Source organism: Hominimerdicola alba 8, assembly GCF_000178155.2.
GTDB classification, from domain to species: Bacteria; Bacillota; Clostridia; order Oscillospirales; family Ruminococcaceae; genus Hominimerdicola; species Hominimerdicola alba_C.
This window is the reverse complement of sequence record NZ_ADKM02000066.1, coordinates 86,621-110,858: the sequence shown is the minus strand read 5'-3', so window position 1 is coordinate 110,858 and position 24,238 is coordinate 86,621. Positions and strand designations below refer to the sequence as shown.

The following is a 24,238-nucleotide window of genomic DNA, read 5'->3' as shown; positions in this document are numbered from 1 at the left end:
TGAACACGATATACGAGAGCGGGAGTTTTTCCCGCTCTTTTTGCTGTGATATAAATTATATCGTGGTTATCCCGCTGACACACCAAAATAAACGATGTTATATCTGGAATTGAATACAGTTGGCGGTTATCTTTCCCCCGCCTGCGGCGGGGGAAAGATAACATCAACTCAGTTTTTCCTCATTGATAAAGGTATTTTGCAGTGATGTGCTAAAGGGATAGTCATAAATATCCCAATTTGGTTTTGTATCATCAGCAATACACATCAAAATTGGGAGTCATAAATTATATTGCTGATGGTGCGAAATGGCTGTGACCGCGTTTCTATCCACTCCTTCTGTGCGGACAGGGACACATGAACGTGCTGTGCCTTCACCCAACACATTTTGCTTTACTTTTTGGGAAAGTCGTGGTATAATAAAGTTATCTTTTTTAAGCAGGTGATGATATGGCGCTGGACGGCGTATTTTTAAGCGAGATAAGAAAAGAACTGCTCCCACTGATAGGCGGGCGCGTTGACAAGATACATCAGCCATCTAAAGGCGAACTGCTGATAGCGGTGCGCACTTTTGACGGCATAAAGAAACTTCTGATAAACACGGTTGCGGGCACTGCAAGACTGCACCTCACAACGGCGGAGATAGAAAATCCGAAACAGCCGCCGATGTTCTGCATGCTTATGCGCAAGCATCTGTCATCGGCAAAGCTGGTGGATATTCGTCAGCCCGCATTTGAGCGTGTTATCATGCTGGATTTCGATGCTTCAAACGAGTTGGGCGACATAGTGCGGCTGACCGTCACGGTGGAACTTATGGGCAGGCGTGCCAACCTTATGCTGACCGATGCAGACGGAAAGATAATCGACAGCATCAAGCGCATATCGTCTGAAACTTCCGAAACGCCTGTACTGCCCGGTGTGAAATACACTCTGCCCGAAAGTGATGACAGACTTTCACTGACCGAGTGCGGGCGTGAAGAATTTGAGGAGAAACTCTCAGAATTCCCGAAACTGGAACTGTCAAAGGGCATAATGAAGACCTTGCAGGGCATTTCCCCTGTATTTGCGCGGGAATGCGCGTTCTTTGTGTCGCATTCCGCTGAGGTCATCGTGGGCGATATGACTGACGACCACCGCGACAGGCTGTGGTTTTTCATCAAGAAGATACGCGCACAGTTTGACAGCGGCGAGAACAGATACACGGTACTCAAGACCACAGGCGGCGAACTGAAAGATTTCTGCTTCTGCAACATAGACCAGTACGGCGGGCTGATGGTGACAAAGCATTTTGACAGCCCATCGCAGTTACTCGATTTCTTCTATGCCGAACGCGATACGCTTTCACGCACCAAACAGAAAGCGCAGGACCTTTTCAGGCTTCTCGCGAACACCATCGACCGCACCGAATCGAGGGTGAAAAATCAACAGCTTGAACTGAAAGACTGTGCAAAGCGCGAACAGCTGAAACAGTACGGCGACCTTATCACAGCAAATCTCTACGCGCTGGAAAAGGGCATGACCGAAGCTAAGCTCATAAACTTCTACGATGAAGCACAGAACGAAGTCACTGTCAAGCTGGACAAGCGGCTGACACCTGTGCAGAACGCGCAGAAGTATTTCAAGGAATACCGCAAGCTGGACACCGCCGAGAAAGTTCTGAAAGAACTTATAGCAAAAGGTGAGGAAGAAGCGAAGTACCTCGACACGGTGCTTGATGCCCTCACACGCGCCCGCACTGAGGGTGATATCGCGGCGCTCAGGCAAGAACTGACCGAACAGGGCTACATCAGCCGAAGCAGGCAGAAAGGCAAGCCGCCGAAGGCTCTGCCGCCGATGAAGTTCACATCAAGTGACGGCTACGAGATAAGGGTAGGCAGGAACAATGCGCAGAACGACCGTCTGACCTGCAAGGAGTCGAAAAAGACCGATGTATGGCTGCACGCTAAGGAGATAACAGGCTGTCATGTGGTGATAAGCTGTCCTGACAGGGGCGAAGCGGCAAAGTTCACCCCCGATGAACTCCCGCCCGACCGCACCATCGAAGAAGCGGCGGTCATAGCGGCGTACTACTCAAAGGCAAAGACATCTTCCCGCGCCGATGTTGACTACACTTTCATCAAATTCGTGAAGAAGCCTGCGGGTTCAAAACCCGGCATGGTGATATTCACCCACAACTACACCATAACCGTAAAGCCCGATGAAGAACTGGTCATGTCGTTAATTCATAATTCATGATTATGGCTATCCCGCCTGCGGCAGGAAAAGAAAACCTCTCAATAAATGTTTCTTGTTATAAGAGAATAACCATATTCATGATCATTGACAGACATCACAGCTTTGTCTACAGATAAAAAATGCGTCCGCTAAATATCACGGACGCATTTTTGTTTTATTTGGCGGCTTCAATAGTGGTAGTAGGAATCGATGCCGAGATATTCTTCCAGACAAAGACCGCTGTCTGTTATCTTACGTGCAAGGTCTTTCCCCACATACCTGACATGCCAGGGTTCATAAATGAAGCCCGTGATGTTCTCCTTGCCCTGCGGATAGCGGATAATAAAGCCGTATTCCGCGCAGTGCGCGGCGATCCATGCAGCTTCTCTTGTGCCGTAGAAAGAGCGGCTGGCATTATTGAGATCCATCGCAAGACCTGTCTGGTGTTCGGAATGACCGGGTCTTGCGGAATAGGTATCAGCTTCAGTCTTGCCGTCGCGGGCTACGTAGTTATTATAGAGGTAGTACTGATCCCAGTAGCTTCTGAATCCCGAACATATCCACAGCGAGATACCGTCCTGCCAAGCCCCCGCCTGCATCTTATAAAAGGCGTTCAGCGTTTCATCGGTAAGACCGCTGCCGTAATTTTCGGGCAGAGAATATGTCTTATTGGCGATAAGTATGCCGTTGACGTATGTAACACCGTTTTTAACTTCGATAGTGGGACCCTGCGGTTCGGGTTCGGGCTCAACATACGATGACTTTCCGTCAAGCGGCTGTATGCCCTTGACATGTGCGGCAAGTGTGACCACATCGGTGATATTTACCTTGCTATCGCCATTCACATCGGCATTTGTGAGGGCATCGCCGCTCAGCGAGCGCACGCCTTTCACATGTGCCGCAGTTACAACGACATCGGAGATATTGATGGAATTATCTGCATTTACATCACCGATATCAGCAAATGCGGTGAGCGTCGCGGCAGATGCGGCGGCAGCAGCGGCAGTCAGCAGTGCTGTCAGTTTCATTTTGTATTCCTCCTTTTTAAGGTTTCTTATAAATCGATTATAGCATATCATGCGGGTGATGTCAATGCGCTGTCGCGCTAACTTTTCGCGGGCAATTCGTCGCCCGCACACAAAAAGAGCGTGAACGGAAGTCGTCCACGCTCATAGCTTTGTGTTCTCTCTCGGCTTTGTTGGGCGGCAAAATTTCCGCTAAAACATCACTCACTCGTTCATGCCAATAATAATGGATCATACATCATGCAACTATCTGCGTTCTTCTCCTGCCCGGCATCGGCGGCATGAAAAGTTCTGCCTTGCTGTCAGCATCGCGCTGTGCATCTACACTGTTTTCAAAGCCCTGTTCGGTCTTATTTATCATATCGTAGAAAATTATCGCGTTGGATATGTCGATTATCTCATCGGCATATCCCGCATAAGACTGTATATAGTCATCATCTACAATGCCGTCATTCACCCGCGCTTCACAGCTGTTCGCACAGTATATCTCATCTTCATCAAACTTGAACAGCCCGTGTGTATTTTCATTGAAGATGGGGTTCGGCGTATCTTTATAGACCTGATTGCATGAAACGGATATCATTACGTTCTTATAGTCGGTCAGGTCGAAATAAGTACCTTTCTGACAGTCGTAGTAAACGGTATCGGTGATGAAGTTGCCGTTTGGGAAGATAACCGCATTCTCGGCATCTTCGGTAAAGGAGAAGATATCGTGACCCAGCGCATACTTGTTTTCAAAGCCCAGCATGTTGCCCAGTGTCGGCTGAACATCGTACATGCCCATCACCTGAGTGATCTCCTTAGGTTCGTACTCGCCGCCCTTAGACCAGATTATGAAAGGTGTCTTGCGGTTTATGTTATAGTAGAAGTCGTCAACGGGGATATAACCCGCATCTTCCTCAGTCAGCACCGTATCAGTGAAGGGGTCGTAGTTGAGGTATCTCTCGTACTCGGCGGGCTTTATCTTTGCATCGTGGTCACCGTAAAGCACGAACACGGTGTTATCCAGCAGACCCTCGCTGTCAAGGTCGGTGAGGAACTGACCCAGCGCTTCATCGGCATAGTGTACCGATTTGAAGTAACTGCCCAGCTTTGTCCCCTGTAAGAAAGGCGCGGACACATCTTCATACAGACCCGTATCGCTGTTGAAACGCTTGTAGCGGAACGTTACATCAAGGTCGCTGACACGCTCGATATCGGTGAAAGGCGTGTGGTTGGTCAGCATCAGGAAAGCGCCGTACCAGTTTTTGTTTTCCTCGTTTATCGCTTTGACTTTCGGCACAGCCTGTCTGAAAAAGCTCTTATCCGAAAGACCCAGACCGATAGTTTCATCAATGATGAAATCTTCGGAATAGTTGTAGAATTTATCATAGCCCAGCGAACTGTGCAGATTCAGCCTGTTCCAGTAAGAGCCGTTGTTGCCGTGCATGCTGTAGATGTAATAGCCCTTCTCTTTCAGCATCTTCTGGATGGTGGTGTAGTCCCTGTCCCAGTAGTTTATGGCGACTGTGCCGCTTGATGCGGGCATCAGCGAGGTGGCAAAAGTGAACTCCGAGTCAGAACTTGTGCCGACACTCTCCTGCGCGTAGAAATTCGAGAAATACAGACCCTCTCTTGCCAGCTTGTTGAGGTTCGGTGTCAGTTCTTCGCCGTTTATGTAGGTGTCCATGCAGAACTGCTGCATGCTCTCGCAGTGTATGACGATGACATTCTTGCCCTCGAAGATGCCTGTGTAATCATTCTTCTTCTCAGGTGCGACCTCTTCGGTCAGCTCGTCTTTTTCGTCATAGAACTCGGTGAAAGCCTCTTTCTTCTCTTCATAGCCGAACATCATGTTTATCTTTGAATAGGCGCTTGATATCGCATCAGATGTCTGATAAGTATACATGCCGAAAGTGCCCAGCACATACTCTCTGTTCCATTGCTTGCGCAGTCTTGAATAATCTGTACCCGACAGCGTTGCCGCGAAGATGCCCAGCAGCACCAGTCCGCAGGCGGCAGTAAACCCGAAATTTCGGCTGCGCTTCTGTTTTTGCTTATTCTGGTTCTCGTAGGTGCGGGTCTTCTTTTTGCAGAAGTGATAGGTGACAGCCAGCGCAGGTATGCTCCACAAAAACAGGAGGTCTTTAGGCTCCATGATATTCTTGATGACAGCATCCATAACGCCGGGCAGCTGTGAACCTGTCGAAAGCAGTGAGAAAGACAGGAACGACTTATAGTTTGAATAATAGATAGAATTGCCTGCAACCAGAATAGTATTTATGACATTAACAGTCATAAGATAGCGGAAACGCCCTTTGAGCGTTTTAAAACAGAAAGCAAAAGCCGCCATCAGCAGAGTGGCAGCGATATCAGCCATAAGGGGTTTTACCTGATTATAGGCGAACTTGACAGTAAAGACTCTGAGCAGGAACCCGTTTATCACAGATATCCCGACAAAAGCGAGTATCATTGGGTTTTCGCTGTAGAACTTTTTGAGTTTACTGCCGATCTTCTTAAAAAATTTGAGCATTCTGATCTCCTCGATTTATGTTATACTATATATATGTTTCAGATGGTGCAATATACATTGTAAGCCAATTTGTGATAGTTGTCAAGAATTAGCGTATACTTTCAGTGAAATGCACAATATCAGTATATCTGTTATAATAATAACATTGTAGCACATTTTGCAGGAAAGTCAACGGCTTCAGGGAATGTTTCAGTTTTTTATCACAGGAAAATTAAGAAAAAAGTATTCTTTCATCTCGGCAAGACAAAAATAAAGCACCCACGATGACCGTGAGTGCCTTTAGGTTCTGTGAAATTGCTTATGCGCGCTCAACCTTACCCGAACGCAGGCATCTGGAGCAAACATATACGTGTGTAGGAGAACCGTTAACCATAGCCTTTACCCTCTTTACATTGGGCTTCCAGCTTCTGTTTGTTCTTCTGTGGGAGTGAGATACCTTGATACCGAAAGTAACACCCTTTCCGCAAACCTCGCATTTTGCCATATCGGTGCGCACCTCCTTTACGTGAAAATTTAAGCTGACCGATCTAAGCCGACAGCTTAAATCCAATCACATGATACTAGAGTATTATAACATATCTCTCACAAAAATGCAAGCCCTTTTCACAAAAAATTTAAAAAAACGCATATTCTATCAAAAATGACCAAAAGCTACCGTTTGCACTTGAAATATTCTTGCAGATGTAGTATAATATTAAGTGTATGTACGCAGATGACACAGCCCGATGCGGCGTGTTATAATAAACTGCATAAAAATTGTCAATACTGATAATGACCTGCTCACGAAATGAGGAAAGATAATGGATATCGAAACTTTACTGACATTCGGCTCACGACTGATAATACTGTTCATGTGCATACCTGTGCATGAGTTCGCCCACGCATGGGCTGCTACCAAACTGGGCGATGATACCCCGCGCTATCAGAACAGGCTCACACTCAACCCGCTGGCACACCTCGACCCCGTCGGTTCACTGGGCATCTTTCTGTGCGGCTTCGGCTGGGGCAAGCCCGTTCAGGTAGACCCGCGGCGCTTTGACCGCAAGCATACTATGCGCGGCGGCATGGCGCTGACTGCGGCGGCAGGTCCGATATCTAACCTGATAATGGCGCTGATAGCTACGATCGTTCACAAATTCCTGTCGGGCGCTGCACTGTCCTCGATGAATGAAGCTATCGGCTGGCTTTTGCTGATATGCCACGCATTCATAACCATAAACATCGGTCTGGCAGTGTTCAACCTGATACCTGTTGGTCCGCTGGACGGTCAGAAGATACTTTCGTACTTCCTGCCCGAACGCATAAATGCCAAGATAGACCAATACCAGATGCCGCTGACGATAGTCTTACTGACACTGCTGACTTTCAGCGACCTGCTGGACGGTCCTGTGGGCTGGATGGAGGGCGGCATTTTCTGGCTGATGCAGAAGCTGACTTTCTGGGCAGACCCGATAGTTAACAGCATATTCAAGGTAAGTCTGTAATGTCAGCCGCACTTTTCAAGCTGGATATGTTCGAGGGTCCGCTGGACCTTCTGCTTCACCTGATAACCAAGCACAAGCTGAATATCTATGATATCGAGATAGCAGTTCTGCTTGAACAATATCTGGAATATATGGACGGTCTTGAAGAAGAAGATTACGAGGACGCCGCAGATTTCCTCGAAATGGCGGCAAGGCTGATCTACATAAAGACCGCTTCTCTTCTGCCCCGCGACAATGAGGGCGAAGAACTGAAAAAGGAATTGCAGGGCAGTCTGATAGAATATTCGCTATGCAAAATGGCGGCGGCACAGCTTAGTGAACTTTATGCGGGCGGCGAGATATTCGTGCGCCAGCCGATGAAACTGCCTGTAAACAAGACTTTTACAGGCACGATGGACAAGCAGAAACTCTGTGACGCTTATCTGGGCATGAGTGCCAAAGCACGAAAAGCCAAGCCGCTGAGGGCTGAGATGTTCAGCCCGATAGTTTCACACAGGATAGTTTCGGTAACTTCCAAAATAATCCATGTACTGAAAATGCTGATAACACAGGGCGAATGCTTCCTGACCAGCATGTATGAAGGCTGTGCCGACAAAAGTGAGCGTGTGGCGGTCTTTCTGGCGGTGCTGGAACTTACCAAATCGGGGCGCATATTCTTAAATGACGACAACACGCGGGTATATATGAATTCTGCGGCGAAAAAGCGGAAGATAGTTTCGCACTTTGACGAGGCAGAACTTGAAGCCGAAGAAGCCGCACGCGCGGCAAATTACGCTCTGGAAGAGGTCGCTGTGAAGTCGGGCGGAGAGGGCGAAAAAAGTGCTCTCACGGCAGAAGAAAAGCCCTCACAGGCTGAGGGAGAGGACTCCCCCGCCGATGGGGAAATTGCCCGTGAGAACGGCGTATTTTCGGCACATGTGTACCCTCAGGCTATGATACCGTACCATCAGCCGACAACAGAGCGGACGGTCTACAAAAGCGAAACAAGACAGCGCGGGACGCTTCCTGTGCTGAGGATAGAATTGTCGCCAACCTTGCAAAAGGTGGTAGACGAGGGGCGGCAGGATATGCCCGAAGAGATGCGGGCAGAGATGGCGGCTGAAAAGCCCGAAATTTCAGCGTTTTGCGGCGTGAATGTCAGTCTTGTGAAGCCTGTTGATGCTGACGAGGGCGCGGCTGTTGCGGGCGATGTTCCCGAAAAGAGTGCGGGCGCTGATTTGGCTGAAAAGCCCGAGATTTCGGAGTTTGGCGGCGTGACTGTCAGTCTTGTGAAGCCTGTTGATGCTGACGAGGGCGCGGCTGTTGCGGGCGATGTTCCCGAAAAGAGCGCGGGCGCTGATTTGGCTGAAAAGCCCGAATTTTCGGAGTTTGGCGGTGTGAATGTCAGTCTTGTGAAGCCTGTTGATGCTGACAAGGGCGCGGCTGTTGCGGGCGATGTTCCCGAAAAGAGTGAGGGCGCTGATTTGGCTGAAAAGCCTGAAATTTCGGAGTTTGGCGGCGTGAATGTCAGCCTTGTGAAGCCTGTTGATGCTGGCGAGGGCGCGGCTGTTGCTATGACGGCTGAGGGTACTGCTGAGAGCGAAGAAGTCAACGGCATGGACGAAACGGCTGTTATCAGCAGTGATGTCACACCGTACCCAATAAGAGAAAACTTTTTTGCAATACGCTATTACTGGGGTGCAAAGAACTGGTCGGCTTACAGGGCGCGGCTCGGATAAGGATAAGATAAATGGAAATAAACGAACTTGCAAATACATTGGAAGCTGTGCTGTTCGCCTGCGGAGAGTCGGTGGAAACAAAGCGTCTGTGTCAGGCGCTGGACACCGATATCACATCGCTTCACGATGCGGCGGCACTGCTCGATGAAAAATATGAAAACAGCGGCATTGAACTTCTGCGGCTGGACAGCGCCTATCAGCTGGCGACAAAGCGGGCTTATGCGCCGCAGATCAAAGCGGTGCTGGAGATAAAGCGCAGTTCGGCACTGTCGCCTGCGGCACTGGAAGCGCTGACGGTCGTGGCTTACAATCAGCCTGTTACAAAGGCTTTTGTCGAAAGCGTGCGCGGCGTGGATTCGTCAGGCGTGGTCAACTCGCTGGTGGAGAAAGGTCTGCTGTGCGAAGCGGGCAGACTGGAACTTCCCGGAAGACCGATAGCTTATGTGACTACCGACAATTTTTTGCGAGCTTTCGGGCTTTCAAGCATAAAAGAACTGCCTCCGCTCCCCGAACAGAGCGGGCAGGTCACTATTGACGAGATAATAGAAGCGGCTGAGGAAAACGCCGCTGACGATGGGGAATAAACCTGAAAAAACTGTAAACAGGCGGTGATAACAACGATAGTTCTGAAAATTCTGCTGATAATAATACTGGTCATTGTTATACTGCTGCATTTTTCGGTGACGGTATTCGTGCGGGGCGGCACAGGGGGAAATTTTGAGATAAAACTCAGATATCTCGGCATTACGCTGTACCCGCGTCCCAAAAAGAAAAAGAAGAAGAAAAAGAAAAAACGCAGGAAGAAGAAAAAGGCTGTGAAGCCGAAGCAGGAAATTTCCGAAACTAACACTGAGGAAATGACCGAAACTGTTGCAGAAGTCGCGGAAGAAAAGCCCGATGAAACGGCAGATACACAGTCGGCGGCGGAAGAGATACACAGTGCGACGGTAGAAGAGGTCTTCGGGGAGGAAACTTCTTCCATAGAGGACGAAAAGCCCGAAGATAAGCCTGCGGGCAAAAAGGGCAGGAAATCCCGCAAAAAGAAAGAAAAGAAGAAAAAAGAGAAAAAGCCCCGCGAGAAAAAAGAAAAGCCCGAAAAGGGCGAAAGCAAGCTGGATGGGCTGAAACGCAAGTGGGAATTCATCAAACCTTATATCCCGCCTGCGTGGAAATACTCGAAGAAACTGCTGAAAGCGGTGCGCATTGAAGATGTTAAGATAAACATCGACACGGGCAAGGAAGATGCGGCGGAGAGCGCACAGTTCTACGGAAAATTGCAGGCGGCGCTGTTCTCGGTGCTGAATTTCCTTGCGATGATATTCACGCTGAGGGTGAAAGAAGCGAACATCAACTGTCACTTTAACGTGAAGCGTCTGGACGCTGAGGGTGAAGCGGTGGTCAAAGTAAGACCTAGCACGATGATAGCGATAGCATTCTGTCTGCTGTTCTGCTGTGCGAAGATATTCATACCCTACAAATTCAGGCAATGGCGCGAAAAAAGGCGTAAAAAGAAGTCTGCCGAAAAGATACAGAACGCAACGGTTGAAAACTAAATCCCAATTTGGTTGTGTATTGTTCCCCCGCCGAAGGCGGGGGAACAATACGAAAGAACAGCCATTTTGTATCATCAGCAATACACATCAAAATTGGGGAAAAACTAAACAGAAAGGTTGTTAAATATGAACGAAAGCACTAAGATAGAAGCACTGGTAAACACAGCCATGAACAAAGTCAAAGAACTGGCGGACGGCGAAGCTATAGTCGGCAAGCCGATAGTTACAGGGGACGGCACAACGATAATCCCTGTATCTAAAGTCAGTGTAGGCTTTGCATCGGGCGGTTCAGACCTGCCTACCAAAAGCACGAAAGACACTTTTGGCGGCGGTTCGGGCGGCGGAGTCACCATAACACCTGTGGCATTCATTGCCATTTATAAAGGCGAAGTGAAGCTGTTACAGATAACTGCAAATTCGCCGTCGGGCAATGCTATCGTCGATATGGTGCCCACTGTACTTGATAAGATAACCTCATTCATTGACGGCAAGAAGGGCAATAAAGCAAGCGAAGAGACCGACGATTACGCAGAGTTTGATAATTAAGCGATAATGACCGCAAACAATAAAATCAAAACAAAATGAAAGCCCAAAAGTCGGATAAACACATCGATCTTCCGACCCAAAAAGCGGGCAATTTGCCATTGATCGGAGTGGCGCACAAGATCCCAACAAACGCAGTTCTTTCGGGAGCGTGACGAAATGTCCGCGTTAATTAGCGCGACAGCTTTGCCGTCGTTAAACAGCGCCGGCGTTTTCGGAGGACGGTCATGCCGACACTGTCGCATGACGCGCTAAATTGATAGAATGTCAATATTTCAAGGCACAAGACCCGGCGGGCGGGCAAGCAGTCCCTACAAGAGAACAGCCAGCCCGCAAATGTGGTGCGCAAAGCAAATAAGATGCACACAAAACACGTCAGCATGTGGCGGCACGCAATTTTCCCGAAAATTTCCACAAATAACAGCGCAGATGCGGGCAATACTATTCCCGAAAAGAAAATTTTTTGGGAGTGGTAAAATGCGGCTCGATAAAATAAAACTCTGTGCAGGCGCGGCAGTGCTGGCGCTGATGCTGATATTTTCCATAAGCAGGATAAATGTCAGCGCGGAAGAATTGCCCGATGTTTCGGCAAAAGCGGCTATAGTCTACAACGGTGCGACAGATGAAGTACTGTTTGAAAAAAACGCCGATGAACAGCTTCCGATGGCTAGTACCACTAAAATCATGTCGGCGCTGATAGTACTTGAACAAAATGACCTCGATGAGCGGTTCATCGTTGACAGTCAGGCGATAATGACTGAGGGCAGTTCGATGGGACTTCAAAAAGGCGATGAGGTTTCGCTGAGAGATCTCGCCTGCGGAATGCTCCTGCCCAGCGGCAACGATGCGGCAAACGCGGCGGCTGTCAGGGTGGCGGGCAGTGTAGATGCTTTTGTGGAACTTATGAACCGCAGAGCCGCTGAAATGGGGCTGTTCGACACACATTTTGTCACACCGTCAGGTCTTGATGACTACACCGATGACCACTATTCCACCGCGCGGGATATGGCAAAACTCGCCGCAGAAGCTATGAAAGATCAGAATTTTCGTGACATTTGCAGTCTGCAAAAAGCTAAGGTGTTTTTCGGTGACCCGCCTTATGACAGGTGGCTGATAAACTCCAACAAACTGCTGAAAATAAGCGGCATAACGGGCATAAAAACGGGCTTCACCGACAAGGCGCGGAGATGTCTGGTATCATCGTGCATGCGCGAAGGCTGTGAACTCATCTGCGTGACCCTCAACGACCCCGACGACTGGCGCGACCACATGGCGCTGTTCGATCACTGTTTCGGCAAGGTGGAACAAATGCGCATAAGACCCCGAAACAGCGCAGTGAAGATCCCTGTTGCAGACGGCAGTGAGATAGTCTGCGAGATCCCCGACATGGTGATGACAATGATGCCCGAAACCGCACAAAAGGTCGAAAGCAGGCTGTTTCTGCCACATTTCATTTACCGTCCCATAAAAAAGGACGAAAAGCTGGGCGAGGTCGTCTATTATCTCGGCGGGCGCATTATCGCTCGGCGGGGCTTTTGGGCAATTCATAATTCATAATTCATAATTATTGGCATGGGCGAAAGTTATGCGCGTTAACGTTGTAGGGCGGGGGCTTGCTCCCGCCGCCGGTACACACAAAGCTGTGCAGATACAAGCACAATTTCCCGAAAGAGTGTAGGGGATATCCCCCATTAAGAATAACATGGGGCATTTTCCCCCAAAAAAACCAAAACAAAATAATGCGGGCGAACAAAGCCAGAATGCCTGCCAAAGAGCGACCCGCGCCGCATTATCGCGAGAGTGAGCAAAATGACCCGTAGGGGCATTTTGGGAACGAAGCGATAACCCTCTCGGCGCGGCGGAGCGCGGGGGTATGGGGGCGAGTCAGCCCCCATTTAAGAAAATCATGTGGCAGATCACACAAAAATAAACCAAAACAAAATAATGCGGGCGAACAAAGCCAGAATACCTGCCAAAGAGCGACCCGCGCCGCGTTATCGCGAGAGGTGAACAACGCCGACACAGTCGCGTGTGAACGAAGCGATAACCCTCTCGGCGCGGCGGAGCGTGGGAGCATGGGGGCGAGTCAGCCCCCATTTAAGAAAATCATGTGGCAAATCCCACAATAATAAACCAAAACAAAATAATGCGGGCGAAACAAAGCTGAATGCCTGCCAAAGAGCGCGCCGCGCAGGCGTATGAACGATTGAAGCGACCCGTAGGGGAGCGAAATGAGTGAATAGCCTGCGTTGGCAGGCGGCGCGCGTGGGGGTATGGGGGCTTCGCCCCCATTTAAGATAGGAGTAATCATGGAGAAGATAAGAATTCAGAAGATAATAGCGGAAAGCGGGTTCTGCTCGCGCAGAAAGGCTGAGGAGTTCATCGCGGCAGGTAAGGTCACGGTGAACGGAAGAAAGGTCACACTGGGTGACAAGGCTCTTCCCGGAAAAGACCTTATCGTGGTCGATGGCATCAAAATCGACCAACCGAAAAAGAGGAATTTGTATTACATAATGCTTCACAAGCCGAGAGGCTATGTGACCACGATGAACGATGAACTTAACAGAAAATGCGTCACCGACCTGCTGGACGGTGTGCCCGAAAGAGTCTACCCTGTGGGCAGACTGGACAAGGATTCGGAGGGTCTGCTGCTGCTGACCAACGACGGCGGTTTCGCAAACGACATAATGCACCCGTCAAGGCATGTGGCTAAGACCTACAGAGTCACGGTAAGACCCGATATAAATGATGAACAGCTGGTCAAGCTGGCATCTGGCGTTGAGATAGACGGTCGTATGACTGCGGAATGTTCGGTTGTGGTGCTGGATAAACAGCCTAACCGCGTGGTACTGCAAATGACTATCCACGAGGGCAGGAACAGACAGATAAGAAAGATGTGCGAAGCTGTAGGGCTGGAAGTCGCAAGGCTGAAGAGAACTGCGGTGGGTCCCCTCAGGCTGGGCATGCTGAAAGCGGGCGAATGGCGCGAACTCAAACCCGATGAACTGAGAGCGATAAGAACGGCGATAACAAAAGGCAAATAACGGAGGTACTGCATATGTTCAAGCGGCTGACTGCGGTGATGGCGGTATGTGCTGTCACGCTGAGTATGACAGGTTGTTCATTGAAAAAGCGTGATAAGATAGAAGAGATGAAAAAAGTTCCTGTACCGCCCAAAATGGTATTTCTGGGCGATTCGATAGCGGCAGGCTACGGTCTTGAGGGCTATGACAAGGAAGACCTGTATAAGTGTCAGTCTTATCCCGTGATGCTGGGCAGCGAATACACTGAACTGCTTAAGGACGAATGCGGTCACACGATGATAAATGATGCGGTATCGGGCGACACATCGCAAGACCTGCTTGACCTGCTTGACGGCGGCGTGCTGGACGAAGACCTGAAAAACAGCGATGCGGTGGTCGTATCCATCGGTGGAAATGACATACTGCACATAATTTTCGGTGCGGCTGAAAAACTCGGCTGGGACCCCGAAAAGGGTGATTTTGACTTCGGCAGAATAGACCTTAAAGAGGCGTTCGATTCGCTTACTTCTATGTCAGACCAGATAGATGAAGCGCTGGAGGGCTACAAAACAAATCTTGCGGAGATAGCCCAAAAGATACACGAAAAGACAGACGGCGAGATATACATACAGACACTTTACAATCCTGTGGAATATTTCAAGGACTGGGATATGCTGGTAGACTATGCCGACGGCAAGATAGACACTTTCAACGAGATAGTCAAAAACGGTGCCGATGCTGACGGCGTTCATCACTACACAGTGATAGATGTCGGAAATCAGTTTGAGGGGCGCAATTCTCAGCTGACAAACATGTCAGATTACGACATACACCCGAATGCTGACGGTCACAAGGTCATAGCCGAAACTGTAGACAAGGAACTGCGCAAGGGCGAATACTTCTACATTGCTACAGTCGAGGGCGAGGCGCATTACACTGATGATGCGATACGTTTGTTTATTACAATAGGTATTGCGGCGGTATTGTTGACAGTCGGCGCGGTGACAGTGGCAGTCAAGCGCAAAAAATGATGCGGTATCATCGGCTGATATCGCTTATCGCGAACAAATAGAAATGCGTGGTCGGGGGCGAACCGTCCGCGCATTTATTTTGGTTTTGGGTATCTCCCAAAAAAAGAGGTGACAGAATGGACAGCGTGAGATTTGACGAAGCACTGAAAAAAATGACCGCAGAACGCCCCCGTCAGGGCATCGGCACACTGGGCGAAAAGATCGTACATGCTGTGCTGAAAGAATACTACGGCGGCGGTGACGAAAGCAAAGAGATAAAAGTCGGCGGGTTCGTTGCCGATTGTGTATGTGAAGCCGGTGTGGTCGAGATACAGACAAGACAGCTTTACCGCCTTGACCGCAAACTCGCCGCGCTGCTGCCCGTCTGTCGGGTGACGGTGGTGTTCCCTGTTGAAAAGGAAAAAACTATCATCACTGTCGATGAAGAAAGCGGCGAACTTATCTCCCGCAGACGTTCACCCAAACATGTTACCGTTTACCACGCCATCGCCCAGCTTTACGGCATCAGACAGCACCTCGCTGACGATAACCTTACCGTAAGACTGCCTGTGCTTTCGGTGGAAGAGTTCCGCAGTGCAACGAAAAAAAGAGGGCGCACTGCCAAACTCGACCGTGTGCCCACTGCTATGTCAGACGAGATAGTACTCACCCGCCCCGAAGATTATGCCGCACTTCTGCCCGCTTCACTGCCCGATAGATTCACCTCAGCAGAACTTGCAAAACTCTGCCATATCGACCGCGACAGCGCAAGGCAGGTCATCGGCGTGCTGAAACAGCTTCAACTTGTCAGCGAAAGCGGCAGGCGCGGGCGTTCAAAGCTGTTCTCGCCCGTCTGAAAGCGCCCCGACCATAAGCCGCCCCCACTCGGCGGTCAGTCGTTCAAGTCCCCATGCGGCATTCGCAGGGCTGGTCGATGGCAGTGCCGTTATGGGAAGACCCGTCTTTTCAGCCTGATATTTCCCGTACAGCCGCGCCGCTGTACCGCCGTTGGCAAAGACCGCTATATTCGGGCAGACCGCTGTTATCACCGAAAGTTCGGCAGGTATCACGTTCTTTATGCTGGCATCGCTCGAACCGATTATGTCACACTCAGCGATAACGTCCCAGACAGCTATGCCCGCCCCCAGCAGGAATTTCCGCTTTTCTTCGGTGCTTTCGGGCTTCGGCTGACCTGTCAGCGCCGCCAGCACCGCCCAGAACCTGTTGCGCGGGTGTCCGTAGTAAAAGCCCGCTTCCCGCGACTTTACCGATGGCAGACTGCCCAGTATCAGCACCCTGCTGTGCTTATCGAAAACAGGCTCAAACCCGTGTACGATGTGTGTGTACTCACCCATTTCATCACCCCGATATATTATACCGCTATCCGCGCAGTTTTGCAAGAGGCGCGTCGAAAAAGCGTGGGCGAATTTTTTTCGTCCACGCTTTTTTAGCTAAAAACTCAAAGCCGTAATGCCTGTCAATAATTATGAATATGACTATCCCTTTAGCACACCAACTAAAAATGCGGTAAACAAAAGGATAATTGATCGCAGTATATCTTTCCCCCGCCTGCGGCGGGGGAAAGATATACGCCAAGAACCTTAAGTTCTGTATAGCAGCTGTTTTTGTGGTGTGTCAGCGGGATAACCACAATTATGAATTATGAATTAACTTAGCCAGATATTGCCCTGTGTAGCTTTCCTTGCATGCCGCTACATCTTCGGGGGTGCCTGTGCAGACTATCGTGCCGCCCTTGTCGCCGCCTTCGGGTCCCAAGTCGATGATGTGGTCGGCTGTCTTTATCACATCGAGGTTGTGTTCGATGACAAGTACCGTGTTGCCCGCATCTGCCAGCCTTTGCAGAACTTCTATCAGCTTGTGGACATCTGCCGTGTGCAGACCTGTGGTCGGCTCGTCAAGTATATAGATGGTCTTGCCTGTGGCGCGTTTTGAAAGTTCGGTCGCCAGCTTGACGCGCTGTGCCTCACCGCCCGAAAGGGTCGTGGCAGGCTGACCTATCTTCACATAGCCAAGACCTACCTCGTAGAGAGTCTGTAACTTGCGCTGTATCTTCGGCATGTTCTCAAAGAACTTCACGCCCTCTTCTACAGTCATCTCCAGCACATCGTAGATGCTCTTGCCCTTGTACTTGACTTCCAGCGTTTCGCGGTTGTAGCGCTTGCCGCCGCAGACCTCGCAGGGTACGTAAACATCTGGCAGGAAGTGCATCTCTATCTTGATGATGCCGTCGCCCTCGCAGGCTTCACATCTGCCGCCCTTGACATTGAACGAAAATCTTCCCGCGCCATAGCCTTTCATCTTTGCGTCCTGTGTCTGTGCGAAAAGTTCGCGTATATCCGAGAACACCCCTGTGTAGGTGGCGGGGTTTGAGCGCGGCGTTCTGCCGATGGGCGACTGGTCGATATTGATGACCTTGTCGAGATAGCTTACACCCTCCATCTTCGTGAAAGCGCCCGCCCTGACTTTTGCGCGGTTCAGCTTGCCCGCAAGGTGCTTGTAGATGACTTCGTTCACCAGCGATGACTTGCCGCTTCCCGAAACGCCTGTCACACAGGTGAAAGTCCCCAGCGGTATTTTCACGGTCACATCTTTCAGGTTGTTCTGTGATGCGCCCTTTACTGTCAGGAATTTTCCGTTTCCCTTGCGCCGCTCTGTGGGTACGGGTATCTTGCGCTTGCCGCTGAGATACTGCCCTGTTATCGAACGTTCGCACGCCTTTATATCCTCCACTGTGCCTGCCGCCACGACTTCACCGCCGTGTATGCCCGCACCTGGTCCTATATCCACCAGATAATCCGCCGCATACATGGTATCTTCGTCATGCTCTACCACTATCAGCGTATTGCCTAAATCGCGCAGGCGGCGCAGAGTGGCTATCAGCTTTTCGTTGTCGCGCTGGTGCAGACCGATGGACGGCTCGTCCAGAATATACAGCACGCCCACCAGCGATGAACCTATCTGTGTCGCAAGGCGTATGCGCTGGCTCTCGCCGCCCGAAAGCGTGCCTGCCGAACGTGAAAGCGTCAGGTATTCAAGTCCCACGCTGGCAAGGAAGCCCAGCCTGTCCTTTATCTCCTTGATTATGCGCTCACCTATCAGCCTGTCACGCTGAGAAAGTTCCAGCCCGTCGAAAAATTCCAGTGCGCTGACAACGCTCTTGTCGCAGAGTTCGGCTATATTCAGCCCGCCCACCGTCACACTGAGGCTCTCGGCTTTAAGTCTTCTGCCCTTGCAGGCGGGGCAGGCTTCCTCAGCCATATAGCCCTCTATCTCGTTCTTCGTCCAGTCGCTTGAAGTTTCCTTGTAGCGCCTTTCGAGGTTATTTATGACACCCTCGAAAGCAGTTTCGTACTCCGCCTGATAGAACTTGCTGTCGCGCTTGAGGTGCAGTTTCTCTTCGCCCGTACCGTATAGGAAATAATCAAGCTGTTCCTTAGTCAGCCGGCTGACAGGCTTATCCAGCGGCACACCGTACTGCTCGGATATGGCGTTGAAATACATCATCGCCACCGAACCGTTCTCAGCCGTCCAGCCGCTTGCCTTTATCGCGCCCTCAGCTATGGAAAGTTCTTTGTTCGGCACTACGAGGTCGGGGTCTATCCTGCGGAAAACGCCCAGACCCGTACATTTCTCACACGCACCGTAGGGGTTGTTGAATGAGAACATGCGCGGTGCAAGTTCACCGATGGAAACGCCGTGTTCGGGGCAGGCGTAGTTTTGCGAGAAACTCATTTCCTCCCCGCCGATGATATCAGCCGTCACCAGTCCGCCTGTCAGTGAAGCGCATGTTTCGATGCTGTCAGTCAGCCTTGACTTTACGCCGGGTTTTATGGCTATCCTGTCCACCACTATCTCGATGGTGTGCTTTTTGTTCTTTTCAAGTTCGATGTTCTCCGAAAGGTCGTAGTTTATCCCATCGACCCTCACCCTTGCAAAGCCCGACTTTCTCGCCTGCTCGAACTCCTTGACATGAGTGCCCTTGCGCCCGCGTATTATGGGGGCTAACAGCTGTAGTTTCGTGCCCTCTTCCAGCGCCATCAGCTGATCGACTATCTGATCGACCGTCTGCTGTTTTATCTCGCGGCCGCATACAGGGCAGTGGGGCACGCCTATCCTCGCATAAAGCAGTCGCAGATAGTCGTATACCTCAGTGACAGTTCCCACTGTCGAGCGGGGGTTCTTAGATGTGGTCTTCTGGTCGATGGAGATGGCTGGCGACAGCCCCTCGATGCTGTCCACATCGGGCTTGTCCATCTGCCCCAGAAACATTCTCGCGTAAGATGACAGTGACTCAACATACCGCCGCTGACCGTCAGCATAAATAGTATCGAACGCCAGCGAACTTTTGCCCGACCCCGAAAGCCCCGTCATCACCACCAGCTTGTCACGCGGTATGGTCAGGTCGATGTTTTTAAGGTTATGCTCTTTCGCACCTTTTATGATTATTTCGTTTATTGGCATATATCGTCCTCTTTTCGTACTATCTTTCAAGTTCTATAACAAGATAATCTCCACCCTGTATATTGTTTATCCCCACTGCTTTGTATCCCTTTACGCCGTCTATCTCTTTTATGATATCGTTTATAATGAGCTGTTCACCAAGATTGGCTGATACGCCTGCCTGCAAAGCCAATAACTGTTCTTCAAGTTCATCGTGGACTTTACTTTCGAAATACACTTCTCTCAGTTTTTTTTCGTCGCCTGTGTCATCAAAATTTCCTACAGGCGCAATGATGTAATCAACATTTTCTGCATTTATAGCATCTATATCCTCGTTCGCCCTGATAGATGTGGTCATAAAAAACTTATTGCAGTCCCTCAGGTATGCGGTATAGCATGTGTTGAGCCATGCGCAGGTCAAATTATCCGTATCAGTGTTTTTATACTTTCCGTATGCTATCACCAGCACATTTTTGTCTTTTGTGAGCATATGCAGATCTGCCGTCCTGTCAATCGGGCTTCGGAACAGGAAAACATTATCCACAGTGACATTCCTGTACACAGCAACGCCCAGCGCAAGCACCAGCGCTATTGCGATGTTAGCGCGTTTGACCTTAGGTATTACAGACAGAACTCTGTAAACTATGCAGATGGCTGCAAGACAGCAAAGAGGCATCAACATGAAAACATACCTTGCTGAATAATTACCCATTTTTATCGGATCAGCGATATATGCAAGGAAAATATCCATCATCACAACACTGATTATGATAAAAAGCGGTACATAGCATGCTCTGCCCAGCCATTTAACGAATTTTTTCAGGCTTTGCAGAACATTCTTCACAAACTTCCTGAACCACTCCTCTTTCCTGAAAAGGAAACACAGTGGCAGAAGAAGTATCATCAGTGCCACAAGTCCTCCCAGTATTATGTCATCGGTAGAGGACTGGTATACAGAAACATGCCATCCCATAGATTTTTCCAATGTGTGGTTGAGGAACTTGCGAAATCTCAGCCAATAGAGTTTTGTCTTGAACTCTTCCGTCTGGCGTGCTGATACAGACTGTGCTATCACATATGGGTAAAAAGCTATTGATAACCCAAGACTGAGCGCTGTAAATCCTCCATAAATAATCATTGCCTTGATCTGTTTACGGCACAGCAGATAGATGCACATACATGCAGTGAACACGCCGCAAAAAGCCGCTACTGTATAGTTTGTAAAAAACAGTAAAAATGCTGACACAGCAAGGGGGGGCAGGTCTTTTTTCAGCTGTACACTGCCTGTCTTCTGATAATTTTTGAACAGCCTTGTGTTGAAGTAAACATATGACACAGTCAACATGGTTATGAAACAGTACTGTCGCAGGAATATTATTGTCATAAGCGAACCGATGCTTGCGCCATAAAATGCACAGGGCACAAGAGCCGCAAATTCGCTGCCAAACAGAAGTTTCCCCGTTTTGAACAGGAATATCTGTATGAGTATCATGGATATCACATTGATAAAGTATATCTGATAGTATGAAAAAGTATCGGGGAAAAACGAGCAGAATGTATGCACAACAAAATAGAACAAAGGCGGGTGGTGGTCAAGTGACTGGTTATGGTAGACAGAACCATAAGCAAAGCGCTCACCTTTCTGAACAGTCACATAATTTTTGAGTTGTTCACCATCTACCCATTCTCGGAAATTATCAATGTTTTCAACAAGTGTCTTCACATCATTTTCAAGCGGGATACCGTCATTTAGATGAAAAAAAGGCTTATAATAGCTGTTTGAAAGCCCATAACTCCACACTTCATCAGAATGCGTGCCCTGTTTTTTATACTCAAAGACATACGTGGAGAATACAAGCTGAACAATTATTGTCAGCGCCAGCAGTACATATGCGGCAATGCTTCGTTTTTTCTCCTGTTGTTTCATTTCATCACTCATTACTTCTTTTCCCCTTTCAACTCAGCTATCTTATCCCTGAGGAATGCCGCGTGCTCGAATTCTAAGAGTTTTGCGGCTTCTTTCATTTCTTTGGTCAGCTTTTCTATAAGTCGCTGCTGTTCTGCCTTTGACAGCTTTGTTGCCTGTCTTGCCGAATACTCGGCTTCTTCCTTTGTGGATATCTCAATGACATCACGTATATCCTTGACGATAGTTTTGGGTGTTATACCGTGTTCTTCGTTGTACTGCATCTGTATCGCGCGGCGGCGTTCTGTTTCGCGTATGGCGTTCTCCATCGAGCGTGTGACGCTGTCGGCATACATTATAACAGTGCCCTCAGCGTTTCGGGCGGCTCTGCCTATTGTTTGTATCAGCGCGCTCTCAGAACGCAGGAAACCCTCTTTGTCGGCATCAAGTATGGCTACCAGCGATACTTCGGGCAGGTCAAGACCTTCTCTCAGCAGGTTTATGCCCACAAGCACATCGAACTCACCCAGCCGCAGGTCACGGATTATCTCCATGCGCTCGATGCTGTCTATGTCGTGGTGCATGTACCTTACCTTGACATCAAAGCCTTTGAGATAAGCGGTCAGGTCCTCAGCCATTTTCTTTGTGAGGGTGGTCACCAGCACGCGCTGGTTTTTCTCGACACGCTGATTTATCTCGCTGAGAAGGTCCTCTATCTGCCCGTCGGAGGGTCTTACCGATATCAGCGGGTCAAGCAGACCTGTGGGTCTTATGACCTGTTCGACTATCTGTGCGCTTTTCTCCTTTTCGATGGGTCCCGGTGTAGCAGAAACGAAGATCGCCTGATTTATGTGGCTGTAAAATTCATCAAACTGAAGAGGTCTGTTATCCAGTGCGGAGGGCAGACGGAAGCCATAGTTGACCAGTGTTTCCTTACGCGCCCTGTCGCCCGCGTACATGCCCCTTACCTGCGGCAGAGAAACGTGTGACTCGTCCACCATCAGCAGAAAATCATCGGGCATAAAGTCCAGCAGAGTGAACGGCACAGCGCCCTTAGGTCTGCGGGCAAGCACGCGGGAATAGTTCTCGATGCCGCTGCAAAAGCCTATCTCTTCCAGCATTTCCATATCATAGTTGGTGCGCTGTTGTATGCGCTGGGCTTCTATCAGCATGCCCTTGTCCTCGAAGTACTTCACCCTTTCGGCAAGTTCTTCCTTTATCTCTCCGATGGCATCAAGCATCTTTTCGCGCCCGACTATATAGTGCGACGCAGGGAAAACTGCGGCGTGGGTCAGTTCACTCAGCCTTTCGCCAGTCAGCACATTGACTTCTGTTATGCGGTCTATCTCGTCACCGAAGAACTCTACCCTAAGCGCCGTATCTGTGGAATTTGCGGGGAATATCTCAACGATATCGCCCCTCACGCGGAACTTGTTTCTGACGAAATTTATATCGTTGCGCTCATACTGTATGCCCACCAGCTGAGCTATCAGTTCATCGCGGGATTTTTCAGCCCCCTTGCGAATGCTGACCACCATGCTTTTATACTCAGACGGGTCGCCCAGCGAATATATGCAGGAAACGCTGGCAACGATGATGACATCGCGCCTTTCGGTTATGGCTGAGGTGGCAGAGTGGCGCAGTTTATCTATCTCGTCATTTATTGAACTGTCCTTTTCGATATAGACATCAGTGCTGGGCACGTATGCTTCGGGCTGGTAGTAGTCATAGTAGCTGACGAAGTATTCCACCGCATTATTCGGGAAGAACTCCTTGAATTCGGAGCAAAGCTGTGCCGCCAGTATCTTGTTGTGAGCCAGCACCAGCGTGGGACGGTTAAGGCGTTCAATGACATTCGCCATAGTGAAAGTCTTGCCCGAACCTGTTACGCCCATGAGGGTCTGTTCGCGCATACCGCTTTGTATGCCTTTTACCAGCGCATCGACAGCCTGAGGCTGATCCCCCGACAGCTTATAATCAGAAACCAGCTGAAAATGATCCATTCCGCGACCTCCTTATCTGACAATAAGACGGCAAAGCAGGCGTTTCCTGCCATGCTGTCAAGACATTCCTGTATCTATCCGCAAAATATACTTATTGACATTTGTAACATGCAAAAATTGACATCTGTGGTTTCAATCGAACAACTGTTTACCATTATACTACTAACAATTTTTAATGTCAAGAGTTTCTGTAAAACTTTGACTTTGCGGCTTTGTCTGTACAAACACCTGTACTTTTACAACGTCCTGCACAGCTGACATGCTGCCGCGAGAAAATGAACCATGCTTGTGCAGGGCGGGGGCGTATGCGACTGTGTCGGCATGACTCCCGCACTGTTACACCGCCGAATTGTTGTGGCATTGCCGCGAGGTTTCGCCGTTTTATCGAGGGTGAGCGATGCCCGACTGCCGACACAGGTTCGCGGTTCTATCGCTTGTGAGCGATGGTCGAACGGCGGGGGCAAGCCACCCGCCCTGCAACTTTTGAATTGCGTTTCACGCGGGCAATTCGCCGCCCGCACACAGAAAGAGCGTGAACGGTAGTTTCGTTCACGCTCGATCATTTGAGAATTGCCCGCTTTTGGGTTTTGACCTCTTACCGTCTTTTGCTTTGTTCGCCCAAATAGATAGCACGTATCGTTGCTTTGCCTTTCCCCGATTGAGGGCTCTGCCCTCAAACTCCCGCAAGCCCTCTGGCGGCGGGCTTGACCGACCGCTCTGACTCGCACACAGCTTTGTGTTCTCTCTCGGCTTTGTATGCGGCTTGATTTGCTGTTTCTTCCGCTAAAA

Annotated in this window: 17 protein-coding genes; 10 read left to right on the top strand and 7 right to left on the bottom strand. The window is 49.6% G+C overall.

The annotated features are described in order from the left end of the window. Positions 1 to 447 precede the first annotated feature (447 nt). Positions 448 to 2,232 (top strand): Rqc2 family fibronectin-binding protein, encoded by a 1,785-nt coding sequence (locus CUS_RS07035; RefSeq protein ID WP_002848722.1) that lies wholly within the window; start codon positions 448 to 450, stop codon positions 2,230 to 2,232. Between the two features lie 167 nt (positions 2,233 to 2,399). On the opposite strand, the gene CUS_RS07030 is transcribed toward CUS_RS07035, so the two are convergent. The 3 genes from CUS_RS07030 to rpmB all read right to left on the bottom strand — a co-directional run bounded on the left by CUS_RS07030 (position 2,400) and on the right by rpmB (position 6,232). Beyond that, a complete protein-coding gene (locus tag CUS_RS07030; RefSeq protein ID WP_002848836.1) occupies positions 2,400 to 3,239 on the bottom strand; it encodes a D-alanyl-D-alanine carboxypeptidase family protein in 840 nt (279 codons plus the stop codon). A 235-nt stretch (positions 3,240 to 3,474) separates the two neighbouring features. Continuing rightward, positions 3,475 to 5,748, bottom strand: coding sequence for an LTA synthase family protein (locus CUS_RS07025; protein ID WP_002848808.1), 2,274 nt, complete (start codon positions 5,746 to 5,748; stop codon positions 3,475 to 3,477). 298 nt (positions 5,749 to 6,046) lie between these two features. Continuing rightward, positions 6,047 to 6,232, bottom strand: coding sequence for a 50S ribosomal protein L28 (rpmB, locus tag CUS_RS07020; RefSeq protein ID WP_002848774.1), 186 nt, complete (start codon positions 6,230 to 6,232; stop codon positions 6,047 to 6,049). Between the two features lie 316 nt (positions 6,233 to 6,548). Here rpmB and CUS_RS07015 point away from each other — a divergent pair, with 316 nt between their 5' ends. The 9 genes from CUS_RS07015 to CUS_RS06975 all read left to right on the top strand — a co-directional run bounded on the left by CUS_RS07015 (position 6,549) and on the right by CUS_RS06975 (position 15,936). Beyond that, complete coding sequence (locus tag CUS_RS07015) at positions 6,549 to 7,232, top strand: site-2 protease family protein (protein ID WP_002848785.1); 684 nt, start codon at positions 6,549 to 6,551, stop codon at positions 7,230 to 7,232. Continuing rightward, a complete protein-coding gene (locus tag CUS_RS19130) occupies positions 7,232 to 8,950 on the top strand; it encodes a segregation and condensation protein A (protein WP_002848825.1) in 1,719 nt (572 codons plus the stop codon). Before CUS_RS07015 ends, CUS_RS19130 begins: the two co-directional genes overlap by 1 nt. An 11-nt stretch (positions 8,951 to 8,961) precedes the next feature. After that, positions 8,962 to 9,534 (top strand): SMC-Scp complex subunit ScpB, encoded by a 573-nt coding sequence (scpB, locus tag CUS_RS07005; protein ID WP_002848787.1) that lies wholly within the window; start codon positions 8,962 to 8,964, stop codon positions 9,532 to 9,534. A gap of 24 nt (positions 9,535 to 9,558) precedes the next feature. Next, on the top strand, positions 9,559 to 10,503 hold the full coding sequence (locus CUS_RS07000; protein WP_002848803.1) for a hypothetical protein: 945 nt from the start codon (positions 9,559 to 9,561) through the stop codon (positions 10,501 to 10,503). Positions 10,504 to 10,629: 126 nt separating this feature from the next. Then, the gene (locus CUS_RS06995; RefSeq protein WP_002848796.1) at positions 10,630 to 11,049 is read left to right on the top strand and encodes a GerW family sporulation protein; all 420 of its coding nucleotides are present in this window, start codon (positions 10,630 to 10,632) and stop codon (positions 11,047 to 11,049) included. 474 nt (positions 11,050 to 11,523) lie between these two features. Beyond that, the gene (locus CUS_RS06990) at positions 11,524 to 12,603 is read left to right on the top strand and encodes a D-alanyl-D-alanine carboxypeptidase family protein (RefSeq protein WP_002848710.1); all 1,080 of its coding nucleotides are present in this window, start codon (positions 11,524 to 11,526) and stop codon (positions 12,601 to 12,603) included. A gap of 752 nt (positions 12,604 to 13,355) precedes the next feature. After that, complete coding sequence (locus CUS_RS06985) at positions 13,356 to 14,090, top strand: pseudouridine synthase (RefSeq protein ID WP_002848746.1); 735 nt, start codon at positions 13,356 to 13,358, stop codon at positions 14,088 to 14,090. A 14-nt stretch (positions 14,091 to 14,104) separates the two neighbouring features. Next, positions 14,105 to 15,100 (top strand): SGNH/GDSL hydrolase family protein, encoded by a 996-nt coding sequence (locus tag CUS_RS06980; RefSeq protein ID WP_002848837.1) that lies wholly within the window; start codon positions 14,105 to 14,107, stop codon positions 15,098 to 15,100. A gap of 116 nt (positions 15,101 to 15,216) precedes the next feature. Continuing rightward, entirely contained in the window at positions 15,217 to 15,936 is a 720-nt protein-coding gene (locus CUS_RS06975; protein WP_002848756.1) for a hypothetical protein, read from the top strand. Here the strand turns inward: CUS_RS06975 and CUS_RS06970 are convergent. The 4 genes from CUS_RS06970 to uvrB form a co-directional block, all read right to left on the bottom strand. Beyond that, on the bottom strand, positions 15,913 to 16,434 hold the full coding sequence (locus CUS_RS06970; protein ID WP_002848846.1) for a DNA-deoxyinosine glycosylase: 522 nt from the start codon (positions 16,432 to 16,434) through the stop codon (positions 15,913 to 15,915). The genes CUS_RS06975 and CUS_RS06970 overlap by 24 nt on opposite strands. 298 nt (positions 16,435 to 16,732) lie before the next feature. After that, positions 16,733 to 19,561: an excinuclease ABC subunit UvrA gene (gene uvrA / locus CUS_RS06965; RefSeq protein WP_002848707.1), complete on the bottom strand. Its 2,829-nt coding sequence runs from the start codon at positions 19,559 to 19,561 to the stop codon at positions 16,733 to 16,735. Positions 19,562 to 19,580: 19 nt separating this feature from the next. Next, complete coding sequence (locus CUS_RS06960; protein WP_002848726.1) at positions 19,581 to 21,479, bottom strand: hypothetical protein; 1,899 nt, start codon at positions 21,477 to 21,479, stop codon at positions 19,581 to 19,583. Further along, positions 21,479 to 23,449, bottom strand: coding sequence for an excinuclease ABC subunit UvrB (uvrB, locus tag CUS_RS06955; RefSeq protein ID WP_002848882.1), 1,971 nt, complete (start codon positions 23,447 to 23,449; stop codon positions 21,479 to 21,481). The genes CUS_RS06960 and uvrB overlap by 1 nt, the downstream gene beginning before the upstream one ends. Between the last annotated feature and the right edge of the window lie 789 nt (positions 23,450 to 24,238).

Bases quoted from the DNA above. Each gene is read 5' to 3' on its own strand.
- CUS_RS06975 (WP_002848756.1), top strand. From the start codon at position 15,217: ATGGACAGCGTGAGATTTGACGAAGCACTGAAAAAAATGACCGCAGAA.
- scpB (WP_002848787.1), top strand. From the start codon at position 8,962: ATGGAAATAAACGAACTTGCAAATACATTGGAAGCTGTGCTGTTCGCC.
- CUS_RS07030 (WP_002848836.1), bottom strand. From the start codon at position 3,239: ATGAAACTGACAGCACTGCTGACTGCCGCTGCTGCCGCCGCATCTGCC.
- CUS_RS06985 (WP_002848746.1), top strand. From the start codon at position 13,356: ATGGAGAAGATAAGAATTCAGAAGATAATAGCGGAAAGCGGGTTCTGC.
- rpmB (WP_002848774.1), bottom strand. From the start codon at position 6,232: ATGGCAAAATGCGAGGTTTGCGGAAAGGGTGTTACTTTCGGTATCAAG.
- CUS_RS19130 (WP_002848825.1), top strand. From the start codon at position 7,232: ATGTCAGCCGCACTTTTCAAGCTGGATATGTTCGAGGGTCCGCTGGAC.
- uvrB (WP_002848882.1), bottom strand. From the start codon at position 23,449: ATGGATCATTTTCAGCTGGTTTCTGATTATAAGCTGTCGGGGGATCAG.
- CUS_RS07035 (WP_002848722.1), top strand. From the start codon at position 448: ATGGCGCTGGACGGCGTATTTTTAAGCGAGATAAGAAAAGAACTGCTC.
- CUS_RS07025 (WP_002848808.1), bottom strand. From the start codon at position 5,748: ATGCTCAAATTTTTTAAGAAGATCGGCAGTAAACTCAAAAAGTTCTAC.
- CUS_RS06970 (WP_002848846.1), bottom strand. From the start codon at position 16,434: ATGGGTGAGTACACACACATCGTACACGGGTTTGAGCCTGTTTTCGAT.
- CUS_RS06990 (WP_002848710.1), top strand. From the start codon at position 11,524: ATGCGGCTCGATAAAATAAAACTCTGTGCAGGCGCGGCAGTGCTGGCG.
- uvrA (WP_002848707.1), bottom strand. From the start codon at position 19,561: ATGCCAATAAACGAAATAATCATAAAAGGTGCGAAAGAGCATAACCTT.
- CUS_RS06960 (WP_002848726.1), bottom strand. From the start codon at position 21,479: ATGAGTGATGAAATGAAACAACAGGAGAAAAAACGAAGCATTGCCGCA.
- CUS_RS06995 (WP_002848796.1), top strand. From the start codon at position 10,630: ATGAACGAAAGCACTAAGATAGAAGCACTGGTAAACACAGCCATGAAC.
- CUS_RS07015 (WP_002848785.1), top strand. From the start codon at position 6,549: ATGGATATCGAAACTTTACTGACATTCGGCTCACGACTGATAATACTG.
- CUS_RS06980 (WP_002848837.1), top strand. From the start codon at position 14,105: ATGTTCAAGCGGCTGACTGCGGTGATGGCGGTATGTGCTGTCACGCTG.